The 21,440-nt window shown below is 61.9% G+C and carries 22 protein-coding genes; 18 read left to right on the top strand and 4 right to left on the bottom strand.

Annotated features, from left to right (window positions below; translation table 11 throughout):
* Positions 1 to 2: 2 nt before the first annotated feature.
* From VF684_RS01900 to VF684_RS01910, 3 genes are read left to right on the top strand one after another with little or no spacing between them, the layout of a single operon-like run.
* Positions 3 to 1,553, top strand: coding sequence for an NAD-dependent malic enzyme (locus VF684_RS01900; protein WP_201990793.1), 1,551 nt, complete (start codon positions 3 to 5; stop codon positions 1,551 to 1,553).
* A 17-nt stretch (positions 1,554 to 1,570) separates the two neighbouring features.
* The gene (locus VF684_RS01905) at positions 1,571 to 3,139 is read left to right on the top strand and encodes an ATP-binding protein (RefSeq protein WP_021229142.1); all 1,569 of its coding nucleotides are present in this window, start codon (positions 1,571 to 1,573) and stop codon (positions 3,137 to 3,139) included.
* A 3-nt stretch (positions 3,140 to 3,142) separates the two neighbouring features.
* A complete protein-coding gene (locus VF684_RS01910) occupies positions 3,143 to 3,838 on the top strand; it encodes a response regulator (RefSeq protein ID WP_005338420.1) in 696 nt (231 codons plus the stop codon).
* A 76-nt stretch (positions 3,839 to 3,914) separates the two neighbouring features.
* On the opposite strand, the gene VF684_RS01915 is transcribed toward VF684_RS01910, so the two are convergent.
* Positions 3,915 to 4,814: a DMT family transporter gene (locus tag VF684_RS01915; RefSeq protein ID WP_139441793.1), complete on the bottom strand. Its 900-nt coding sequence runs from the start codon at positions 4,812 to 4,814 to the stop codon at positions 3,915 to 3,917.
* A gap of 233 nt (positions 4,815 to 5,047) precedes the next feature.
* Here VF684_RS01915 and VF684_RS01920 point away from each other — a divergent pair, with 233 nt between their 5' ends.
* Positions 5,048 to 5,833: a helix-turn-helix transcriptional regulator gene (locus tag VF684_RS01920; RefSeq protein WP_106842430.1), complete on the top strand. Its 786-nt coding sequence runs from the start codon at positions 5,048 to 5,050 to the stop codon at positions 5,831 to 5,833.
* An 80-nt stretch (positions 5,834 to 5,913) separates the two neighbouring features.
* Here VF684_RS01920 and exaC read toward each other — a convergent pair whose 3' ends face one another.
* The gene (exaC, locus tag VF684_RS01925; RefSeq protein ID WP_118854184.1) at positions 5,914 to 7,431 is read right to left on the bottom strand and encodes an acetaldehyde dehydrogenase ExaC; all 1,518 of its coding nucleotides are present in this window, start codon (positions 7,429 to 7,431) and stop codon (positions 5,914 to 5,916) included.
* Positions 7,432 to 7,784: 353 nt separating this feature from the next.
* On the opposite strand from exaC, the gene VF684_RS01930 reads away from it, so the two are divergent.
* From VF684_RS01930 to VF684_RS01980, 11 genes are all read left to right on the top strand, one after another.
* A complete protein-coding gene (locus VF684_RS01930) occupies positions 7,785 to 9,347 on the top strand; it encodes a sigma-54-dependent Fis family transcriptional regulator (RefSeq protein ID WP_376900328.1) in 1,563 nt (520 codons plus the stop codon).
* A gap of 129 nt (positions 9,348 to 9,476) precedes the next feature.
* The gene (locus VF684_RS01935) at positions 9,477 to 9,887 is read left to right on the top strand and encodes a VOC family protein (protein WP_139429311.1); all 411 of its coding nucleotides are present in this window, start codon (positions 9,477 to 9,479) and stop codon (positions 9,885 to 9,887) included.
* A gap of 101 nt (positions 9,888 to 9,988) precedes the next feature.
* The gene (phoB, locus tag VF684_RS01940; RefSeq protein ID WP_005338414.1) at positions 9,989 to 10,678 is read left to right on the top strand and encodes a phosphate regulon transcriptional regulator PhoB; all 690 of its coding nucleotides are present in this window, start codon (positions 9,989 to 9,991) and stop codon (positions 10,676 to 10,678) included.
* Between the two features lie 8 nt (positions 10,679 to 10,686).
* Positions 10,687 to 11,982, top strand: coding sequence for a phosphate regulon sensor histidine kinase PhoR (gene phoR, locus VF684_RS01945; RefSeq protein ID WP_005338413.1), 1,296 nt, complete (start codon positions 10,687 to 10,689; stop codon positions 11,980 to 11,982).
* 178 nt (positions 11,983 to 12,160) lie between these two features.
* Complete coding sequence (locus tag VF684_RS01950) at positions 12,161 to 13,135, top strand: PstS family phosphate ABC transporter substrate-binding protein (RefSeq protein WP_005338411.1); 975 nt, start codon at positions 12,161 to 12,163, stop codon at positions 13,133 to 13,135.
* Between the two features lie 181 nt (positions 13,136 to 13,316).
* On the top strand, positions 13,317 to 14,123 hold the full coding sequence (locus VF684_RS01955) for a M48 family metallopeptidase (RefSeq protein WP_374885441.1): 807 nt from the start codon (positions 13,317 to 13,319) through the stop codon (positions 14,121 to 14,123).
* The gene (locus VF684_RS01960) at positions 14,111 to 14,617 is read left to right on the top strand and encodes a GNAT family N-acetyltransferase (protein ID WP_058059158.1); all 507 of its coding nucleotides are present in this window, start codon (positions 14,111 to 14,113) and stop codon (positions 14,615 to 14,617) included. Before VF684_RS01955 ends, VF684_RS01960 begins: the two co-directional genes overlap by 13 nt.
* Positions 14,618 to 14,725: 108 nt before the next feature.
* Positions 14,726 to 15,628, top strand: coding sequence for an ROK family protein (locus tag VF684_RS01965; RefSeq protein ID WP_376898806.1), 903 nt, complete (start codon positions 14,726 to 14,728; stop codon positions 15,626 to 15,628).
* 41 nt (positions 15,629 to 15,669) lie between these two features.
* Positions 15,670 to 16,395 (top strand): copper homeostasis protein CutC, encoded by a 726-nt coding sequence (locus tag VF684_RS01970; protein WP_127008140.1) that lies wholly within the window; start codon positions 15,670 to 15,672, stop codon positions 16,393 to 16,395.
* Between the two features lie 150 nt (positions 16,396 to 16,545).
* Positions 16,546 to 17,157: an FKBP-type peptidyl-prolyl cis-trans isomerase gene (locus tag VF684_RS01975; protein ID WP_005338405.1), complete on the top strand. Its 612-nt coding sequence runs from the start codon at positions 16,546 to 16,548 to the stop codon at positions 17,155 to 17,157.
* Between the two features lie 188 nt (positions 17,158 to 17,345).
* On the top strand, positions 17,346 to 17,660 hold the full coding sequence (locus VF684_RS01980) for a DUF2845 domain-containing protein (RefSeq protein WP_005338404.1): 315 nt from the start codon (positions 17,346 to 17,348) through the stop codon (positions 17,658 to 17,660).
* 52 nt (positions 17,661 to 17,712) lie between these two features.
* On the opposite strand, the gene VF684_RS01985 is transcribed toward VF684_RS01980, so the two are convergent.
* The gene (locus tag VF684_RS01985; RefSeq protein ID WP_005338403.1) at positions 17,713 to 17,931 is read right to left on the bottom strand and encodes a DUF1107 family protein; all 219 of its coding nucleotides are present in this window, start codon (positions 17,929 to 17,931) and stop codon (positions 17,713 to 17,715) included.
* A gap of 203 nt (positions 17,932 to 18,134) precedes the next feature.
* Between VF684_RS01985 and yfcD the strand changes: the two genes are divergently transcribed.
* A complete protein-coding gene (gene yfcD, locus VF684_RS01990; RefSeq protein WP_021229132.1) occupies positions 18,135 to 18,617 on the top strand; it encodes an NUDIX hydrolase YfcD in 483 nt (160 codons plus the stop codon).
* A gap of 91 nt (positions 18,618 to 18,708) precedes the next feature.
* On the opposite strand, the gene VF684_RS01995 is transcribed toward yfcD, so the two are convergent.
* Entirely contained in the window at positions 18,709 to 19,635 is a 927-nt protein-coding gene (locus VF684_RS01995; protein WP_376898803.1) for a phenylacetate--CoA ligase family protein, read from the bottom strand.
* A gap of 155 nt (positions 19,636 to 19,790) precedes the next feature.
* On the opposite strand from VF684_RS01995, the gene VF684_RS02000 reads away from it, so the two are divergent.
* Entirely contained in the window at positions 19,791 to 20,264 is a 474-nt protein-coding gene (locus tag VF684_RS02000) for a peroxiredoxin (RefSeq protein ID WP_005358893.1), read from the top strand.
* A 126-nt stretch (positions 20,265 to 20,390) separates the two neighbouring features.
* Complete coding sequence (locus tag VF684_RS02005; protein WP_005343920.1) at positions 20,391 to 21,359, top strand: calcium/sodium antiporter; 969 nt, start codon at positions 20,391 to 20,393, stop codon at positions 21,357 to 21,359.
* Positions 21,360 to 21,440 lie beyond the last annotated feature (81 nt).

Consider the following 21,440-nt stretch of genomic DNA (forward strand, 5'->3'; position numbering starts at 1 on the left):
AGATGAACGACATCATGATGGGCACCAGCCTGCCCTATGCCGAGCGCAAGCGTCAGGGCGTGCGGGGGCGTATGCCCCACAAGGAGGAGTCCCTCTCGCAGCAGCGGCGCCGGATCTACCGATTGGTCAGTGCCATGCAGAGTCCGTTTGACCAGCATCTGCTGCTGCGCCAGCTGCAGGAGGACAACCCGGTGCTGTTCTACGATCTGGTGCGTCACCACCTGCCGGAGTTGCTGCCGATCATCTACACCCCGGTGGTGGGGGAGGCGTGCCAGCGCCACAGCGATCTCTATCTGCGCAGCCACGGTCTCTATCTCTCCTGGCATGACAGGGACGATCTCAACGACATCCTCGAGTCGGTGGAGCAGGAGGTAGACGTGATCGTCATCTCCGATGGTGAGCGGGTGCTGGGACTCGGCGATCTCGGTATCGGCGGCATGGGGATCTGTATCGGCAAGCTGGCGCTTTACTCCGCTGCCGGCGGCATCAATCCGGCCCGCACCCTGCCGCTCTGCGTCGATGTGGGCACCAACAATCCCGAGCTGCTGGAGGATGACTCCTACCTCGGCTGGCAATCCCCGCGCATCGATGGCGAGAGCTACTACCACTTCATGGACAAGGTGGTGGCCGCCATTCGCAAGCGCTGGCCGCAGGTGGTGTTGCAGTTTGAGGATTTCGCCGGCAAGCACGCCGCCAACCTGCTGGCCCGCTATCGCGACGAGCTCTGCATGTTCAACGACGACATTCAGGGTACGGCGGCTGTGGCTTCCGCCTGCGTGCTGGCCGGGTTGCAACAGGCGGGCACGGCCCTGTGCGATGCCCCGGTGCTGATCGTCGGGGCGGGCTCGGCCGGTTGCGGCATTGCCGCCATGCTGGCCCAGCTGGCGGGGAGTCACGACGGCGTCTGGCTGTTTGATCAGGACGGGGTGGTCTGCGCCGATCGTCCCAATCTGACTCGCGCCCAACAGCCGTTTGCTCGATCCGTGGAGGAGGGGAGCAGTTCGCTGCTGGAGACCATCCGTCAGGTGCGCCCGGCGGTGCTGATCGGGGTGAGCGGTCAGGGCGGCCTCTTTACTGGCGAGGTGTTGCAGGCGATGGGGGAGGTGTGCGATCAGCCGGTGATCCTGCCACTCTCCAACCCGACCCGCAGCGCCGAGGCTACCCCCGAGCAGGTGTGGGCCGCCACCGATGGCCGCGCCCTGCTGGCCACCGGCAGCCCCTTTGCGCCGGTAACGGTGGCCGGGGAGCGGCGGGTAGTCTCCCAGTGCAACAACGTCTATGTCTTCCCGGGGATTGGTCTCGGGGCCTGCGCGGTCAAGGCGCGCCGCATCAGCGATGGCATGTTGCTGGCCGCGGTGCGGGCTGTCGGCGCCTATCCGCTGGTGGCGGGCCGGCTGTTGCCCCCGATTGAGCAGGTGGGAGAGGTGGCCCGCGCCGTCGCCAGAGCGGTGGCGCTCTGCGCCCGCGAGGAAGGATTGGCCGATTTTGTCGGCGATCCGGCTCCTTTGATTGACCAGACCTGGTGGCATCCGCACTATTGGGCAGCGTCCTGACGTTTTAAGGTATGTGCATGAAACTTCGCCACCAGTTGGTCACCCTTTCTCTCGGGCTCTCCCTGCTGCTGATCCTCATTTTAGGCAGCCTGCTGGCCCTATTTATCCGTCATCTGCTGGAGAGCAACTTGCAGGATAAGGGAAGCGATCTGGCACGGGTCATGGCGGCGGATACCCGGGTGGTCGAAGCTCTGCGTCAGGGGAGTGATCCTACCCTGCGCGACTACGTGGAGGCGGTCTGCAACCGCACCGACGCCACCTATATGGTGGTGACCGATGAGCATGGTCGCCGCCTCAGCCACCCCAACCCCGAGCTGGTGGGACAGAAGTTTCGCGGCGAGGATATCTGGCCCGCGCTGCAGGAGCGACGCAGCTACTGCTCCAAGGATCGGGGCACCATGGGGCCGGCGATCCGCTGCTTCTCCCCGGTGGTGGGCGGGGATGGGCGCGTCATGGGGGCCGTGGTGGTGGGCTACCTGATGCAGCAGGTGGAGGGCATCTATATGGAGCGGGTGGCCCTGCTCATCAGCGCCATTGTGGCGGTGCTGGGGTGCGGCCTGTTGCTGGCGCTCTGGGTGCAATACCTGCTGCGCAAGACCCTGCTCGATCTGGAGCCGGAGGCGATCGTGCGCCGCTTTACCCTGCAGGATCTGGTACTTGAGCACATCACCGAAGGGGTCATCGCCCTCGATGGCCGCGGCAATATCAACATGATCAACAGCACCGCCAGCTATCAGCTGCGGCTGCCGGTCACTGGGCGCCACGCCCTGCAGGGGCAGTCGCTGGCGGAGCTGGTGCCGCCCCTTGCCCCCTGTCTGGAGCAGGAGGGGGGGGAAGTGAGCTTCACCATTCAGGGGGAGTCCTTTGTCGGTCGCTGGCAGGCGGTGCAGGGCAAGGCGCCGGGGCGGCTGCTGATCTTCAGCCGTCCGGAGGTGGCCGCCAGTCTGGGGGTGCAAGTGACCCATCTGCGTCAGTATGCTGAGATGCTGCGGATGCAGAGCCACGAGTTCGCCAACAAGCTGAGCAGCCTCTCCGGCCTGTTGCAGCTGGGCCATGTGGATCAGGCGGTGGAGCTGATCCAGCAGGAGAACGAAGCGTGCCAGACCATGCTGCAGGAGCTGCTGCGGCTGATCGACAACAAGCCGGTGGCGGGGCTTATTCTCGGTAAGTTCAGCCGGGCTCGCGAGCTGGGGGTGACCCTGGAGCTCGATCCTGACTCGGCGCTGGCGGAGTATCCGGCCTCGGTCTCGGCCGATCTCATCACCCTCATTGGCAACCTGCTGGATAACGGCCTGCAGGCGGCCTGGCGCAACCGCCAGCAGCGGCCGCCGCGGGTGCTGCTGTCTCTGTGCGATGTGGGGCGGCGGTTGGTGATCGAGGTGGAGGATAGCGGCGAGGGGGTCGATGAGGAGCTGGCCGATCACCTGTTCGATTACGGGGTGAGTCGCCAGAGCGGCGATCACGGGGTGGGTCTGTTCCTGGTCAAGGAGACCGTGGGTCGGCACGAGGGTGTGATAGAATGGCGGCGAACCGCCGAGCAGACCACCCTGTTTGGTATCTACTTGAATAAAAACCAATTAATGTGAGCCATGGACCCAATAATCACGCTTGTTATTGAAGATGACGATCGGATCGGTGCCATCTTGTCAGAACTGGTGGCGGCGACCCCCGGTTTCTCCCTGCTGGGGCGGGCCGGCACCCTGGCCCAGGCCGATGCCATGATGGCCGGTGTGGTGCCCCAACTGCTGCTGGTGGATGTCTCCCTGCCCGATGGCTCCGGCCTTGAGTGGGTGAGCCGCCTGCGCAGCCACAACCGCGAAGCCTATGTCATCATGGTGACCGCCTCGCGGGATGTGGAGACCATCCAGCAGGCCCTCAATCTGGGGGTTCATGACTACGTCATCAAACCATTGCGGCTGTTTCGCATCCAGCAGAGTCTGGATGAGATCCTGCAACTGCACAGCCGCCTCTGCGAGCGGGGTCGGCTGGAGCAGGAAGATCTCGACAAGCTGCTGGGCAAGGGAGGGCGCTCCCAGATCAAGGAGATGCGCGTCACCCCCAAGGGGATCGACAGCATCACCCTGCGTCAGGTACTGGATCTGCTGGCGGGTGAGCCGGAGAACGTCTTCTCCACCGACACGGTGGCGCTGCGACTCTCCCTCAGCCGCACCACGGCGCGCCGCTATCTGGAGTATCTGGAGTCGGAAGACCGGGTGGATGTGGATCTTAACTATGGTCAGCGGGGGCGGCCGGAGCGGCGCTACCGCTGGCGCCGGGCCGGTTGAGATGCTCACAGGCGTGTATTGCAGAAACAACAAGGGAGCCATGGGCTCCCTTGTTGTTTCCGGACGATGTTGGTTCTCAGGCGGCTTCCCGTTCGGCTACCGGCACACGCCCCTTCAGCTGGGAGGCCATCACCCCGCCCAGGATCAGCCCGCCACCCAGCAGGTGATAGCCGTGGATCGGCTCACCCAGACCGACGACGGCGATCAGTGCTGTACAGAGCGGCATCAGGTTCATAAAGACCGAGGTGCGCTCGGCGCCCATGCAGGCGAGGCCGCGCATCCAGCAGTAGGCTGCCAGCAGGGAGGAGGCGAGCCCGGCGAAGAGCACCAGTCCCCACCCTTCTGCCGGCACCGCCATCGAGTCGGCACTGAGGGCGAGCGGCACCAGCAGCAGTACCGCCAGCAGGATCTGCATGTAGAGGTTTAGCCAGGGGCCAAACGGCAGGTGCCAGCGGCGGATCAAGAGGCCGTAAAGGGCGTAGCTGGCGGAGCCGAGCAACATCATGCCATCCCCCGGGTTGATGCCGTTATGGAGCAGGGCGAGCGGCTCGCCCTTGCCAAGCAGCCAGAGCACCCCGAACAGGGAGAGACTCATGCCGAGCAGTGCCTGTTTGCCGGGACGCTGGCCGAAGAAGAGCGCCCCTTGCAGCAGTGTGAGCAGCGGAATGAGGGAGCCGATCACCCCCATATTGGTGGCCGAGGTGCTGTGGGCGGCGTAATAGGCTAGGCACTGGTAGAGCACCATACCGAGCGCCGCCAGCACCAGCAGCTTGCCGAGCCAGGGGCGAACCTCACTGCGTCGCCGCCAGAGGGTGGGCAGACAGAAGGGGGTCAGCGCCAGGGCGGCAATCACCCAGCGATAGAAGGAGATAGCCGCGGGGTCGAGCACGCTGGCGGCCGCTTTGGAGACCACGGTATTGGTAGCCCAGATCAGCACAGCCATCAGCGGAAAGAGAAGAGGGGAAAAGATTCGCATCAGAGGCTCCTTATTAACAGGGGGCCAAGTCTACCCTTGTCTTTATATTATCAAGTAGCGTAAAACAGACAGATGACCCAGCAGAAAAGACAACTCTTTCTGATGTACCTTATTCCGGCCCACACGGGCTGCGTCAGTCCGCAACTGATGGCGGCTTTTGGCCTGTGCCGGAGACCGAGCCAACAGGGCGTTGCATCACGCCTGCTCCTCTCTCTCGCTGACAAGGGGCGCTGATGGCCACTCACCACTTTCAGCCGGTAGATGTCGTTCTGCCCGCTCCCAATCCGCTCTTTTTCAGTTACCAGCAGATGCTGGCCGACAGCGCGACCGTGCTGCACTCCCACCCCTGGGGCCAGCTCAACATGATCAGCCTGGGGATCATGGAGATAGAGTTGGGGGATCAGCGACTGGTGGCCCCTGCCGACTACCTTATCTGGGTACCGGCGGATCTCGACCACACCTCTTACAACGAGCAGACCCTCGACTACACCTCCATCTACGTCAGCCACGAGTTGGCGGCCAAGCTGCCGCCAGAGCCCAGATTGCTGCTGCTCACCCCGCTGATCCGCGCCCTGCTGAGCGACTTTTGCGAACGGCGGGTAAGCCATATGGTGGATGAGTGGGATCAGCGTCAGGCCGAGTTGCTGGTGGAGCGACTGGCGCGCACCCGTTGTCAGGAGAGCTACCTGCCGATGAGTCAGGACAAGCTGCTGGCTCCCATGCTGGCGGCGTTACACAGCGATCCTGCCGATCCCCGTACTCTGGCTCAGTGGGCTGGACAACTGCACACCACAGAGCGCACCCTGGCGCGGCGCTGCCTGCGGGAGTTGGGGATGAGTTTCGGCCAGTGGCGGGCGCGGCTGCGGTTGCTCAAGGCGCTGGCCTGGCTCAAGGGGGACATGCCCATTCAGGAGATCAGCTGGCGGCTCGGTTACGGCTCCACCTCGGCCTTTATCGCCATGTTCAACCGGGAGCTGGGCTGCTCCCCCCAGCGTTATCGCCAGCAGTCAGGTCGATAACAAATCGCCGGACATGTCATCTGGTGAAGCAAAACAAGGAGGGCGCCCGCAGGCGCCCTTTCTTATGACATCTGCTTGCGTTAGAAGAAGCCGAGCGGGTTGATGTCGTGACTCACCAACAGGTTCTTGGTGTTCTGGTAGTGGTCCAGCATCATCTTGTGGGTCTCGCGGCCGATCCCCGACTTTTTGTAGCCGCCAAAGGCGGCGTGTGCCGGGTAGGCGTGGTAGCAGTTGACCCAGACCCGGCCAGCCTGAATGCCACGCCCCATGCGCCAGGCCAGATTGCTGTCGCGGGTCCACAGGCCTGCCCCCAACCCGTACTGGGTGTCGTTGGCAATGGCCAGAGCATCCGCCTCGTCCTTGAAGGTGGTGACCCCGAGCGCCGGCCCGAAGATCTCCTCCTGGAACACCCGCATCTTGTTCTGACCGGAGAAGATGGTGGGCTGGATGTAGAACCCCCCCTCCAGTCCGCTCACCTTGGCCGGGCCGCCGCCGATCAGCATCTTGGCCCCTTCGCCGCGGCCGATCTCCATGTAGCCCAGGATCTTGTCGAACTGCTCGCGAGACGCCTGCGCTCCCACCTGAGTGGCGGTATCGAGGGGGTTGCCCTGCACTATGGTGCGGGCACGGGCCAGCACCCTGTCCATGAAGTCGTCATAGATGTTGGCCTGCACCAGCGCGCGGGAGGGACAGGTACACACTTCCCCCTGGTTGAAGAAGGTCATCAACATCCCTTCTACCGCCTTGTCGATGTAGCTGCTCTCGTGCTGCATCACGTCGGCGAAGTAGATATTGGGGGACTTGCCCCCCAGCTCCACGGTGGAGGGGATCAGCTTGTCGGCGGCGCAGCGCAGGATATGGGCGCCCACTTCGGTCGAACCGGTAAAGGCCAGTTTCTGGATCCGGTTGCTGGTGGCCAGAGCCTGACCTGCCTCGGCGCCGAAGCCGTTGACCACGTTGACTACGCCGGGGGGCAGGATGTCCTTGATGAGATCCATCATCAGCATGATGGTGACCGGGGTCTGCTCGGCGGGTTTGAGCACGCTGCAGCAACCGGCCGCCAGCACCGGAGCCAGCTTCCAGGCGGCCATCAGCAGCGGGAAGTTCCACGGGATGATCTGGCCGACCACGCCGATGGGCTCCTTGAAGTGGTAGCTGACGGTGTTCTGATCCAGCTCGGCGGCCGAGCCCTCCTGAGCGCGAATGCAGCCAGCGAAGTAGCGGAAGTGATCCACCACCAGCGGCAGGTCTGCCGCCAGGGTTTCACGCACCGCCTTGCCGTTCTCCCAGGTTTCGGCGATGGCGAGCCTTTCGATGTTCTGCTCGATGCGATCGGCGATGCGCAGCAGCAGGTTGCTGCGCTCGGTGACGCTGGTCTTGCTCCAGCTGGTGAACGCCTTGTGGGCGGCATCCAGCGCCAGCTCGATATCGGCGGCGTCGGAGCGAGCGACCTCGCAGAATACTTTGCCATCCACCGGCGAGATGTTTTCAAAGTAGCGGCCGGCGCGAGGAGCCACCCACTCACCACCGATGAAGTTGTCGTAACGGGACTTGAAGCTGACCAGGGCACCTGCCTGACCGGGAGCGGTATAAATCATCTCATCATCCTTTATGTGTGTGATCCTGACCGGGCTGGCAGACAGACCGGTTGCCAGCTGATATCGCAAGGGGCGTGCCAAAGGGTCTGACCAGCAGGTAAAAGGTTACAAAAACGTTATCAAATGGGGTGTGGCGGCGTATCTTGGTTAACCAATGACCACGGCTATTGCGATAAAACTGTACCGTTTCTGGACAGTGGCCGAGACAGTCGTGCTGTTTGTGAACAGGAGGCGTGATGAGTGAGTCACTTCAACCCGGTCCCGGTCCGATCCAGCGTTCCTGGCAGCGCTGCCTGCATCAGGGGCTGAGCCGCCAGCAGAGTGCCGATCTGGACTTGCTGCCCTAGGGGGAGCTGTCGGCCCGTCAGGAGCAGCACAGGGCTCTGATTTCCTGCTTCCAGCGCTTCGTGCTGCCGCTGTTTGCCCAGTTGCTGGCGGGTCGCCCCTGTCGCCTGTTGTTGTATGACGGTGAGGGAGCCATTCTGGCCGCCAGCGGTGATGAGGGGTTCGCCCGCCATGCCGAGCGTATCTTTTTGCGCAGTGGCGCCCGCTGGGGTGAGGCGAGCAAGGGCACCAATGCCATCGGTACCGCGCTGGCCGAGCAGAGCGAAGTACAGGTGCTCGGCAATCAGCACTTCTTCGCCCAGCACAGCTTCCTCAGTTGCAGCGCTTGTCCGTTGCTCGGGCCGGATGGGCAATTGCTCGGGGTGCTCGATATCTCCACCGATGCGGCCCATCACGATGGCGACATGCTGGGCACGGTGCGGCTGCTGGCCATGACCCTCGAAAACGCACTATTGGCGCGTCAGCCGGGCTGGCTGGTGGATCTCGATCCCCAGAGCCTCTGGTCCGCTCGCCTGTTGCTGGGAGAGGAGGGGGAACTGCTCGGCGCCAACCGGGCAGGCCGACTCTGGCTCGGCCAGCACCCTTTCGATGGCAGGCAACTGCTGCGCGAGGGGCGTGGCTTGCGGCTGGTGCCAGCAGCGGACGTGACCTCTTCCTGCACCGCGCTGCCGGGTCACTCAAGCCCGGTGCCACATCCGCAGCAGGTGCCGCTCAAGATGCTGGAGCGCGGCATTTCGCTGCTTATCGAGGGGGAGACCGGCAGCGGTAAAGAGCATCTGGTGCGGGCCCTGCACCGAGCGTCCAGTCGGCGGGAGCAGCCACTGGTGTGTGTCAACTGTGGCGCGTTACCAGCAGATCTGGTGGAAGCCGAGCTGTTTGGGTATGTGGGCGGGGCCTTCAGCGGTGCCCGCAGCCAGGGCAGTCAGGGTTATCTGCGTGCAGCCCATGGCGGCATGCTGATGCTCGATGAAATTGGCGAACTGCCGCTGCAGGCTCAAACCCGACTGCTGCGGGTATTGCAGGAGCGCAGCGTGACGCCGGTTGGCAGTCACAAGCCGGAGGCGGTGGATTTCTGGCTGGTCAGTGCCAGCCACCGGGATCTGGCGGCCATGGTGCTGAGTGGCGCATTTCGCGAAGACCTCTATTACCGGATCTGCGGCTGGCGTCAGCAGCTGATGCCGCTGCGCCGTTGGCCTGCCGCTGAGCGTCTGGAGCTGATCCAGCGACTGTTGGCGGAGATGGACCCGACCCTGCGTCTGACCCGCGATGCGGAGCAACAGCTGCTGGCCCATCCGCTGCCCGGCAACGTGCGCCAGCTCAAGCAGGCACTGGAAGTGGCCTGTGTGCTGGCAGAGGGGTTGGGCTGGATAGAACCCGCCCACCTGCATCTGCCCAGTGTGGCCACAGAGCCCGGCGCCTTGCCGATGGGGGAGGCGACCAGCTTGCGTGAACAAACCCGGCGGCAGGTGCAGCAAACGCTGGCGGCATGCGGCGGCAATGTGAGCGAGGCCGCGCGCCAGCTGGGGATCAGCCGCACCACCCTCTACCGGACGCTGCGCGAAGCCCCCTGAGTGCTCACTCCCCCTCACCGGTTGTTTTCAAGACGCACATGACGGCTGGAGCCCTGCCCATCCAGCCGCTATGATGCGCCCTGGCCGGGGCATTGCGCCCGTTGACTCATCCGTTGAGGATTTTCTGCCATGTCACAACACATAGGGGCGCTGACCCTGCTGGTGGCTGATTACGATCAGGCTATTCGCTTTTTTACCGAGGGACTTGGCTTTGTACTCCTGGAGGACACTCGGCTCGATGAACCGGGCAAACCGGGCAAGCGCTGGGTGCGGGTTGCCCCCAAAGGCGCCCCCGGTTCCGCGTTGCTGCTGTCACAAGCGGCCAATGCGCAGCAGCAGGCCGCCATCGGCCAGCAGGGCGGTGGTCGGGTATTCCTGTTCCTCGAGACCACTGATTTCTGGGGGGATTACCAGCGTATGCAGGCGTACGGTGTTCATTTTTGTGAACAGCCCCGCGATGAACCATATGGCACCGTGGTGGTGTTTGAGGATATCAGCGGCAACCGGTGGGACTTGTTGCAACGTACTGCTGCCAACTGAATCTGAAAACGTTTATCATCCCGCCTGTCATAAAGTCATAAAAGTGTCACAGAAAATTCTAATAATTGGCGCACCCATCTTCACAGAGGAGAGAGAAGGGAATGGCTAAGCGAATTCTGGTGGTCGAGGACGAAGCACCGATCCGCGAAATGCTCTGCTTCGTGTTGGAGCAGAAGGGATATGAGACGATTGAAGCGGAAGATTACGCCGATGGACTGGCGAAGGTGCGCGAACCCTACCCCGAACTCATCGTGCTCGACTGGATGATGCCGGGCGGCAGTGGCATCCAGTTTATCAAGCAGCTCAAGCAGGATGAGGTGACGCGCCAGATCCCGGTGGTGATGCTCACCGCTCGCGGTGAAGAGGAGGACAAGGTGCGTGGTCTGGAGGCTGGTGCCGACGACTATATCACCAAGCCGTTCTCGCCCAAGGAGCTGACCGCTCGCCTCCATGCGGTGATGCGCCGCGTGTCGCCCACCTCGGTAGACGAGGTGATCGAGGTGCAGGGGCTGAAACTCGATCCTGTCTCCCACCGGGTCAGTGCCGAAGAGAAGGCGCTCGACATGGGGCCGACCGAATTCAAGCTGCTTCACTTCTTCATGACTCACCCCGAGCGGGTCTACAGCCGTGAACAGCTGCTCAATAATGTCTGGGGTACCAATGTGTACGTCGAGGACAGAACCGTGGATGTGCATATTCGTCGCCTGCGAAAGGCGATTGAAGAGACAGGGCACGACAGATTGATCCAGACGGTGCGTGGAGCCGGATACCGCTTCTCAACCCGTCTCTAGAGGCAGTTATGTTGCAACCTTACGCCTGGCGGCGACAGTTGTGGCGAATGGCGTTTTTTTACGCCCCCTTCGCATTGGTTGGCTGGTTGATTGATCATCTTGCCCTCTGCCTGTTGGTGGCGGCCGTGTTGCATCTGGGCTGGCACTATCGCTTCCAGAAGCGGCTCTCTGACTGGCTGTGGCACGACCGCAGCCTGGTGCCCCCCAGCGGCAATGGCAGCTGGGAGTACATATTCAACGGTATCTACAAGCTGCAGCAGCGTCACCGCGCCCGTCGCCGCGAGCTGGCGGGGCTGATCCGCCGCTTCCGGGAGGGTGCCGAGGCGCTGCCCGATGCCGCCGTGGTGTTTCGCACCGATGGCAGCATCCTCTGGTGCAACCGGCTGGCGGAGCAACTGCTCGGTTTTCGCTGGCCGGAGGATGCCGGCCAGCATATCGGCAACCTCATTCGCAATCCGGCCTTTAACGCCTATCTGGGCAAGGGGGCATATGACGAGCCCCTCGAGATGCACTCCCCGGTCAACGAGGAGAAGTTTCTCGAGTTTCGCATCATGCCCTACGCCTCGGATCAGGCGATGCTGGTGGTACGGGATGTCACCCGCTTGCGCAGTCTCGAGAAGACCCGCAAGCACTTCGTCTCCAACGTCTCCCACGAGCTGCGTACCCCGCTGACCGTGCTCAAGGGCTATCTGGAGATGACCGAGGAGCCGCCCCCGCCCGCCATGTGGGCCAAGGCGCATCGGGTGATGATGGAGCAGACCATCCGGATGGATAATCTGGTCAATCAGCTGCTTACCCTCTCCCGTATCGAGGCGGCCCCGACCGTGGATCTCTCCCATCTGGTGGACATGCCTGCCATGCTGGGGCTGCTGGAGCAGGAGGCGCGAGCGCTCTCGGGCGAACGGGCCCACCAGCTCGAATTTGTGGTGCAGCCCAATTTGCTGGTGCGCGGGGATCAGGAGCAGCTGCGCAGTGCCGTCTCCAACCTGGTCTATAACGCCATCCACTACACCCCGGCGGGGCGAAAAATTACCGTGGAGTGGCGCAAGCAGGGGGCGATGGCGTTGTTTGCCGTGAGCGATGAAGGGGAGGGGATTGCCCCCGAGCATCTGGCGCGGCTGACCGAGCGGTTCTATCGGGTCGACAAGGCACGCTCGCGCCACACCGGCGGTTCAGGCTTGGGCCTTGCCATCGTCAAGCATGCCCTCAGTCATCACGACTGCCAGCTCGATATCGAGAGCCGGGTCGGCCTTGGCAGCCGCTTCAGCTTTCTCATTCCGAGTCGCATGGTGGTGATTAAATAGTCTTTTATGGCAATGGGTTAGCTGCAAAAAGAGGGCCTTTGAACGGACCCTCTTTTCATTTGTTCAAATCTGTCGCCATGTCATTAAAGTGTCACATTAAATCCATAAATTTGTCACTGCCAGGTCAGATACTGGCGCCGTCTTAAGAACGGACCTTCTGTAACTTTGGAGAGATTGGATGAAACTCAACAAACTGGCTGGTGTAATCGGATTCACCGCAGCAACCCTGTTTTCTGTCAGCGCCCTGGCTGCCGGTGTGGATAAAGACCTGCCGGATTACACACCGACCAGCGGCATTTCGGGCAACCTGTCCTCTGTCGGCTCGGACACCCTGGCCAACATGATGACCCTGTGGGCCGAAGAATTTAAGCGTTTGTACCCCAATGTCAACGTGCAGATCCAGGCCGCCGGTTCTTCTACCGCCCCGACTGCCCTGACCGAAGGTGTTGCCCAGTTCGGCCCGATGAGCCGTGCCATGAAGGCCGGTGAAGAGGAAGCATTCGAGAAGCGTTACGGCTACAAGCCGACTGCCATCCGCGTTGCAGTCGATGCCCTGGCGGTGTTCGTCAACAAGGACAACCCCATCAAGGGGCTGACCATGCCGCAGATCGACGCCATCTTCTCCAGCACCCTCAAGTGCGGCGAAGCCAAGGCTGCCACCAAATGGTCTGATCTGGGTCTGGATGGCAACTGGTCCTCTAAGGATCTGCAACTGTTCGGTCGCAACTCCGTATCCGGTACCTACGGTTACTTCAAGGAGCACGCCCTGTGTAACGGCGACTTCAAGAGTGGCGTAAACGAGCAGCCGGGTTCTGCCTCCGTGGTGCAGTCTGTCTCTGCCTCCCTGAACGGCATCGGCTACTCCGGTATCGGTTATGTCACCTCCGGCGTGCGTGCCGTACCGCTCTCCAAAGATGGCAAGACCTTCATCGAAGCGACCTCCGATAACGCTATCACTGGCAAGTATCCGCTGTCACGCTTCCTGTACGTTTACGTGAACAAGCATCCGAACAAGCCGCTCTCCCCGATGGAGCAAGAGTTCGTCAAGATGATGCTCTCCAAAGCAGGCCAGAACATCGTTGCCAAAGATGGCTACGTGCCGGTTCCGGCCAAGGTGGTACAGGCTGACCTGAAAAAGCTGGGTATCATGTAACTGCCTGCAGTCAGCATGCCCTGATAAAACGAGCCCCAAGCGGGCTCGTTTTGTTTTTGGCGGTTGTCAGTTTTGTTAATAGCGCTGGATGGATAATTTTCCGCCAGCCGGGGGCTGGCTCCCTTGCGTAGCCGGGCGGCATTTCCGAGAATAGGGCAACGTTATGGCAAAGGATCCCTTCATGATTGCGTCCCTCACCAAGTTTGGCATGGTAGCCCTCTGTAGTTCCCTGCTGGTCGCCTGCGCCCAGTCGCCGACCGGCCGCAGCCAGATGCTGCTCTACTCTCCCCAGCAGATGAACCAGCTGGGCGCCGACTCCTTCGAACAGATGAAGAAGCAGGAGAAGGTGAGCAAGGATGCCAAACTCAACGCCTATGTCTCCTGTGTCGCCAAGGCGGTGACCGCTCAGGTGCCGGCCAGCTATGGCATCACCAACTGGGAAGTGGTGGTGTTTGACTCCAAACAGGTCAACGCCTTCGCCCTGCCCGGCGGCAAGATTGGTGTCTACAGCGGTCTGCTCAAGGTGGCCAAGAATCAGGATCAGCTGGCGACCGTCATCGGTCACGAGCTGACTCACGTACTGGCCCAGCACTCCAACGAACGACTCTCGCGCAGCCAGCTGGCGGGGATTGGTCTGGCGGCTGCGGACATTGCCATGGGCACCAGCGAGTATCGCGGCGCCACCATGGCCGCCCTTGGCCTCGGGGTCGAGGTGGGGGTGATGTTGCCCTATGGCCGAACTCAGGAGAGCGAAGCGGATCGGCTCGGACTTGAGCTGATGGCGCGCGCCGGGTTCAAGCCGGCCGAGGCAATCCCCCTGTGGCAAAACATGAGTGCCGCCGCCGGTGGCAACACGCCGCCGCAACTGCTCTCCACCCACCCGAGCAACGAGAACCGGATCGCCGAGTTGCAGGCGCAACAGGCGCAAGTGCTGCCGCTCTATGAGCAGGCCCGCGCCAACGGTCTGGTGCCCCAATGCAAGGCATAAGCCTGCGCATGGCGCGCAGCGACGATGCCGCCGCCATGACGGTGATGCAGCGAGCCAGCTGGCTCGCTGCCTATGGCAAGGTGCTCGGTGCCGACCTGCTGGAGCAGCTGGACGTCACCGCCCATCTGCAGATCTGGCAGAGCCGTCTGGCCGAGCCGGGCCCAAGGCCCATGCTGCTTTGTCTCGATGAGGTGGTGATTGGCCTGCTCTACTGGCAACCACAGCAGGAAGCGGGGCAGAGCAGCGCCCTGATCCGCGCCTTTTACCTCCATCCCGACCATTGGCGACAAGGCTATGGCAAACGGCTGTGGCAGGCGGTGGCGATGCAGATGCGCCGCGCCGGCTGCCATAGCGTCAAATTGTGGCTGCTCGATGGCAACCACATCGGCGAGGGGTTCTACCTGCGCCGTGGCTTCGTCTTTGATGGCGAGGAGCGCACCCTGATAAGCCTCGGGCAGCCCTGCCTGCAGCGACAAATGAGCCGTTTGCTCTGATCACTCTCCCGTTTTTCGCCTTCGGTCACTTTATTTTTTTTGCGAATTAATACAATGTCCCCCTTGAAACAGAGTTGGATAAACACGGGCTGACAAGGGAGTGCTGGCATGTATTACGGCTTTGATATCGGTGGCACCAAGATCGCCTTCGCGGTCTATGACGGTGCATTGAACCTATGCCACGAGGAGCGCATGAGCACCCCTGGCAACGATTATGAGGGGCTGCAGCAGCTGATCCGCTCCCGGGTCGAGCTGGCGGATGCCCGCTTCGGGGCTCGGGGCTCGGTCGGTATCGGTTTTCCCGGTGTCATCAACAGCCACGATCACAGCATAGTGGCGGCCAATCTGCCCTCCATCAATGGTCGCCATCTGGGTGCCGATCTGGCCGAGCTGCTGGAGCGGCCGGTCAAGGTGGATAACGACGCCAACTGCTTCCTCTGGTCCGAAGTGCATCAAGGGGCAGCCGACGGTGCAGGCAGTGCGCTCGGCATCACCATCGGCACCGGTATCGGCGGCGCCGTCTATCTGGCGGGCAAGCTTATTCTGGGGCGCAACTGGCTGGCTGGCGAGATTGGTCACTACCCCCTGCCCGCGACCATGCTGATGAAGTACCCCGAGTTGCCCCGTCCCCGTTGCGGTTGCGGTCGTCTGGTCTGTTTTGAAACCTATGCCTCCGGTACCGGTCTGGAGCGTCTCTATCATCATTTCCATGGCCAGCGCGCCACGGGTCACCAGATTGTGGGACGCTTCGAGGCCCATGAACCCCATGCGGTCGAGACGGTCGACTGCTGGCTGGAGATCATGGCCGCCGGGCTTGCCACCGCCATTTCGGTGATTGATCCCGAAGTGGTGGTGTTGGGGGGCGGCCTGAGCGGCCTGCCGGCCCTCTATGAACAGCTGCCGCTGCGTCTGCCCGGTCACTTGCTGCCCGGGGTCGCCCTGCCCGAGATCCGCCAGGCCCGCTTCGGCGGTGCCGGTGGTGTGCGCGGCGCAGCCTTGCTCAATCTATGAGATCAGATGTGGGGTCTGATCTCCCCGAAAAAGGAGTCCTCATGACCCATCTTGAAATCTGTATCGACAACCTGGAATCCCTGTTCACCGCCCAGCAATCCGGGGCGGATCGCATCGAGCTCTGCTCTGCGCTGGGTCTGGGCGGCCTGACCCCCTCCTACGGTTTTATGCAGCAGGCAGCCCGCCACGCCAGCGTGCCGGTTTACGCCATGATCCGCCCGCGCGCCGGGGATTTTTGCTTCAACGACGGCGAGTTCGAGATGATGCTGCAAGATATCGCGGCGGCCCGCGCTGCCGGTCTGCAAGGGGTGGTGGTCGGTTTGCTGGATGAGGAGGGGCGGGTGCCTGCCGCCAAGCTCAAACAGCTGGTGGATGCCGCTGGCACCCTGGGGGTCACCTTCCATCGCGCCATCGACCTCTCCTCCGACTGGCGCCTCGATCTGGAGACCATAGTCGCGGCCGGTTGCGAGCGCATTCTGAGCTCGGGCCATGCGCCGACCGCGCTGGCGGGGCTGGAGACCCTGCAGGAGATGCAGCAGGCGCTGGCGGGGCGTGCCAGCCTGATGCCGGGCGCCGGGGTCAATGCCGACAACGTGCGGACCATCATCGAGTTCACCGGGGTGAGCGAAGTGCATATGTCCGGTATGGGCTGGCGCGGCGGCATGGTGCCGCACGGAGTGAATATGGGCACTTCGGATGATGGCCGGGTCAATATCACCGATGGCGCCAAGGTGGCTGCGGTCAGAGCGTTGCTGGATCGCGGTTAAGCAGATCGCCGCCGTTGGGCGGCGTTTATCCGCATCTTGTGTGAAGTTCCTCCCACTGACGGGGAAATCAGGGGCGCCCCCGGCAGCACCCCGGCTAAAAGTCTGATATTATCCCGCCTCTTTACTACATGGATCTGGAGCAACATCTCAATGTCCCAATACGACTCTATCGAACAGAAGGCCAGCTATGGCATCGGCCGCAACATGGGTGATCAGCTGGCGCAGCAAGCCTTCGCCGGTCTGGATATCCCGGCCCTGCAACAAGGTCTGGCAGATGCTCTGAATGGTCTGGAGTTCGCGGTCAGCCGTGACGATATCAATGATGCCTTCCAGGTGATCACTGCGCGTATGCAAGAAGAGCAGGAAGCCGCCGCCAAGGCCGCCGCTGCTGACGGCGAAGCCTTCCTGGCTGATAACGCCAAGCGCGCTGAAGTGAAGGTGACCGACTCCGGTCTGCAGTACGAAGTGCTGGTAGAAGGCAACGGTGCCGTTCCGGTAGCCGGTCAGTCCGTGCGTGTGCACTACCACGGAACCTTCACCCACGGTGGCGTATTCGACAGCTCTGTCGCTCGCGGCCAGCCGGCTGAATTCCCGGTAACCGGCGTGATCGCTGGCTGGGTTGAAGCGCTGCAGCTGATGCCGGTTGGTTCCAAGTGGAAGCTCTACATCCCCCACGATCTGGCCTACGGTGCCCGTGGCGCGGGCTCCATCCCGCCTTACTCTGCACTGGTATTTGAAGTCGAGCTGCTGGACATCCTGTGATCCTGCTGGCTTGATGCAAACGGCGACCCTCGGGTCGCCGTTTGTTTTTGGGCTATGTGATAGACAGCATTTGTCGCGACCAGCGGGCTGGAGAGCAGAAAAGGGCGGCACTTTTGCGCTTTTTACTGGTTTTTTCAGAAACGGGAACAGGCATACTGCGACTCATTAGAGAGGATAAGGAGAACCCGATGAGCAAGAAGATGAAGAAAGTAGCGGGGCTTGCTCTGTTGCTGCTGAGTATTCCGGCCAGTGCTGATGCCATGCGCTGCAAGAACGCCCTGATCACCGAGGGAGACACCACCGCCGAGATGCTGCTCAAGTGCGGTGAGCCGATGTTGCGTGAAGAGCTCAACCGCAACGAGGAGAACCAGTTTGGCAACATGGTGCAGGTCAAATATGGTGAACGCTGGACTTACAACTTCGGCAAGAACGAGTTCATGCGCTTTGTGACGGTGCGCAACGGCATCATTACCGATATCGAAAACGGCCCGCGCGGCCAGTAGCCGGCGGGCAAAGCATGGATGCACAACAGACAGTAGGGCAAGACCCTTTGACTCACATGTCCGGCAAGGGGTCGCGGTGACCAAGTTGTCTGACCGCCAGATTGATCTGGCGAGCCAGTCTTAGCCGCTGGCGGCAGGTCAGGCCATGGAGGCTGATCCTGCCCGCGTTGAATTCAAATGTCCCCAGCGACTCGATGGCAAAATAGCCTCGATGAAAGCTCTTGATGTAGCGAGCGATCTGCCGTGGGGATAACTGCTTGAATACCTTCATCACACGGTTCCCTGATTGCCTGGACAGGGCACACTATGGTGTCGGTCGATGACACTGATATGACGGTTTATAAAGATTTGCATGAATCCTTATTTTGCCAGTGAGTTCGGCAAATTGACGGCGTCATCGAAAAAGTTGTGCCATGACAAACCACCGCACCGATATACTGCGGGCTTGAATGGAACAAACGAAAGGGCCTGTGCGTGGAATGGGTTGATGTGGTGGACGGGAATAACCGGGTGATTGGCGTGGCCGAGCGAGCCAAGGTGCGGCGAGAGAATCTCTGCCATCGTGCCAGCTATATTCTGGTGCTCGACGACGCGGATCGGATCCTGGTGCAGCGGCGCACCCTCAGCAAGGATTTCTGCCCCGGCATGCTGGATGCCTGCGCCGGTGGCGTGGTCACCACCGGTGAGGAGATGGAGCGCTCCGCCCGCCGCGAGCTGGCCGAAGAGCTGGGGATTATGGATGTTCCCCTGCAGGGCTTTGGCAGCTTTTATGCGGAAGGGGAGGGCTACCGGGTCTGGGGTGGCCTCTTCAGTTGCCGTTATCAGGGGCCGCTGCAGTTGCAGGCCGAAGAGGTGAGCGCGGTGCACTGGATGAGCCTGGCCGAGATTGCCGAGCGTGCCAGCGAATTTACCCCTGACTCCCTGCTCGCCATCGCCACCTGGCAGGCGAGACGCTAACGTCTCTCTTTAGATATTTTCTTTTCCAGTTCAGAGACAAGACGGGCAGCCTGATGGCTGCCCGTCTGCCTTTGTGCATTTAGTTGGTCTGCTACACCAGCTTGAGGCGTCGGTTGGTGCGCCCGCAAGCGCTCGGCTTGGCGAGCCAGTGACCTTGCCAGTCGGTGGCTAGCCGCAGCAGCGGATACTCCAGATCGAGCCGGGTCACCACCAGCTGGCCCGTTTCATCTCCACTCACGGGATTGCCGCTGGCGGGATCGATGATTTCGACGATGCAACTCTCGTTGACGATAAAGCCCTGACCGGGCTGACTCTCGTAGGCCACCACCCCCACATCCTGCCACACCAGACAGTTGAGGGCCGCAATGCCGTGAATGGCGCGCAGTGGCGCGGTTTCAGGATGGGTGGCTTCGCACAATAGGGCGCGGCGCAGCGAGTCGCTCGGGATCTCCGCTGCTTCGGCCGCTTCCAGCAGGTCGAGCAGGGTCACCAGCGGACCGACGTAGCCGGTGGGTTGATAGCGCAGCAGTGCCTCCAGCTGGCGCTGGGTATCGTGGGGCCCGCAGGGTACCACTGGAGCCCCCAGCTGGCGGGCGCCGTTATCGAAGATAAAGGCGGTGGGGCCAGCATGATAGTCGTGGCCGTTGAGCATCACTTCCCCCGCCTTGAAACCGGCGGCAAACAGCGCCCGGGCGGCGCCCCACCAGTCTGCTCCCGCATACTCGGGGATGGTCAGCTGGCCCGGACAGGAGAATACCCGCAGCGCCTGACTGGCGGGGCGGCCGGTGAGACCGGCAAAGGGGGGATGAGCCTGCTGGGCGGCAAAGAGTTCTTTGCTGTCGAGCAGTGGCAGGGTGGCCAGATCTGCCAGATCCTCGAGGCGGCACTGGCGATAGGCGCTGGAGTAACCGGCGCAATATTGACTGACATGGGTAAGCTGATGATTGAGCTGGTCCAGTTGCTGCTGTTCGCGCATGGCGGGGGGACGAATTTCCAGACCATCGTAATAGTGTTGCATGGGGCCTCCTGGCGCCGTGAAACCAGCTCAAGAGTAGTCTGCCCAAGGGGAAAATGCCTGCCGCTATCCATGGTCAGGCTCAGAGCCGCTGTTAGGCGGCATCGTCACTCTGGGATAAACTGGCGACTTCCCATCACGACTCAGGACGAGAAATCATGATTGCTGTAGGACACCCCCTGCCTGCGGGCGAATTTACCTTTATCACCGCCGAGGGCAAGCAGCTGCGGGATAGCCAGACGCTGTTCGCCGGTAAAAAAGTGGTGCTGTTTGCGGTACCCGGCGCCTTTACTCCCACCTGCTCCAATGCTCATCTGCCCGGTTATGTGGTGCTGGCCGATCAGTTTATGGCCAAAGGGGTGGATGCCATCTGTTGTCTGTCGGTCAACGATGCTTTCGTGATGCGGGCCTGGCAGACGGCCCAGAATGCCGAGGCGATCACCATGCTGGCGGATGGCGATGGCAGCTGGACCCGGGCGCTGGATCTGGCCAAGGATACCGGCGCCTTTGGCGGCATCCGTGCCCAGCGCTTTGCGTTGATCGCCAACGATGGTGTGGTCGAGCAGCTGTTTGTGGAGGCGCCGGGCAAGTTTGAGGTCTCCGATGCCGCGAGCCTGCTGGCTGCACTGTGAAATGTTAATCACGGTTTGATTTCCCCTTGAAATGGGAGGTGGCACAGCTACACTGGCGCCACTTTCCCATGGTGCCTGCCCGTTTGGGCTGGCGCTTCGTTGCTGATAACAAGAGATGAAGATCCTATGACCCTGGCTTTTGTTGCCCTGATTGCCGGACTGGCGCTGCTGGTCTGGAGTGCAGACAAGTTTGTCGACGGTGCCGCCGCCACTGCCCGTTATGCGGGGATGCCGCCGCTGCTGATCGGCATGGTGATCATCGGTTTTGGTACCTCGGCCCCGGAGATGGTGGTCTCGGCGCTGGCGGCGTCCCAGGGCAATCCCGGGTTGGCGCTTGGTAATGCCTATGGCTCCAACATCACCAATATCGCGCTGATCCTGGGTCTGACGGCACTGATCAGCCCTATCGCGGTGGCCTCTCAGGTTGTGCGCAAGGAGATCCCCATTCTGCTCGGTATTACCCTGCTCTCCGGCGCCCTGCTGATCGATGGTCATCTGGGCCGGATGGATGCGGTCATTCTGGGGGCTGTCTTCGTTGCCCTGATGGGCTGGTCCATCTGGGCTGGCATGAATGGCAAGGGAGATGCGCTGGATACCGAGACCGCCGAGGATATCGAGAGCGAGGGGATGTCCCTCAAGAGCGCCATCTTCTGGCTGGTGGTAGGGCTGGTGCTGCTGATCGGCGCTTCCCGCCTGTTGGTCTGGGGGGCGGTGACCATCGCTCAGGCACTCGGTATCAGCGATCTGGTGATTGGTCTCACCATAGTTGCGGTAGGAACCTCCCTGCCGGAGCTGGCCTCGTCCCTCATCGCCATTCGCAAGAACGAGCATGATCTGGCCCTTGGCAACGTGCTCGGCTCCAACCTGTTCAACACCCTGGCGGTGGTGGGGATCGCGGCGGGCATCCACCCGCTCGATGTGGCGCCGGAAGTGCTCACCCGTGACTGGAGCATCATGATGGGGCTGACCCTGCTGCTGCTGGTGATGTGTCTGGGCCGCAAGGGGCAGGGCCGCATCAACCGGCTGGAGGGGGGCGTGCTGCTCACCTGCTTCGTTGCCTACACCGGCTGGCTGCTGACCAGTCAGTTTATCTGATAGGGGTTGGTGAAATGAGAGAGGGGGAAGCTCAAGCTTCCCCCTCTTGTTTTTGCCCAGTGAACCTGTTGGCGAGCGAGC

Origin of the sequence: Aeromonas sp. Lyrl_2, assembly GCF_051948815.1 — a bacterium.
Lineage (GTDB): Bacteria > Pseudomonadota > Gammaproteobacteria > Enterobacterales > Aeromonadaceae > Aeromonas > Aeromonas veronii.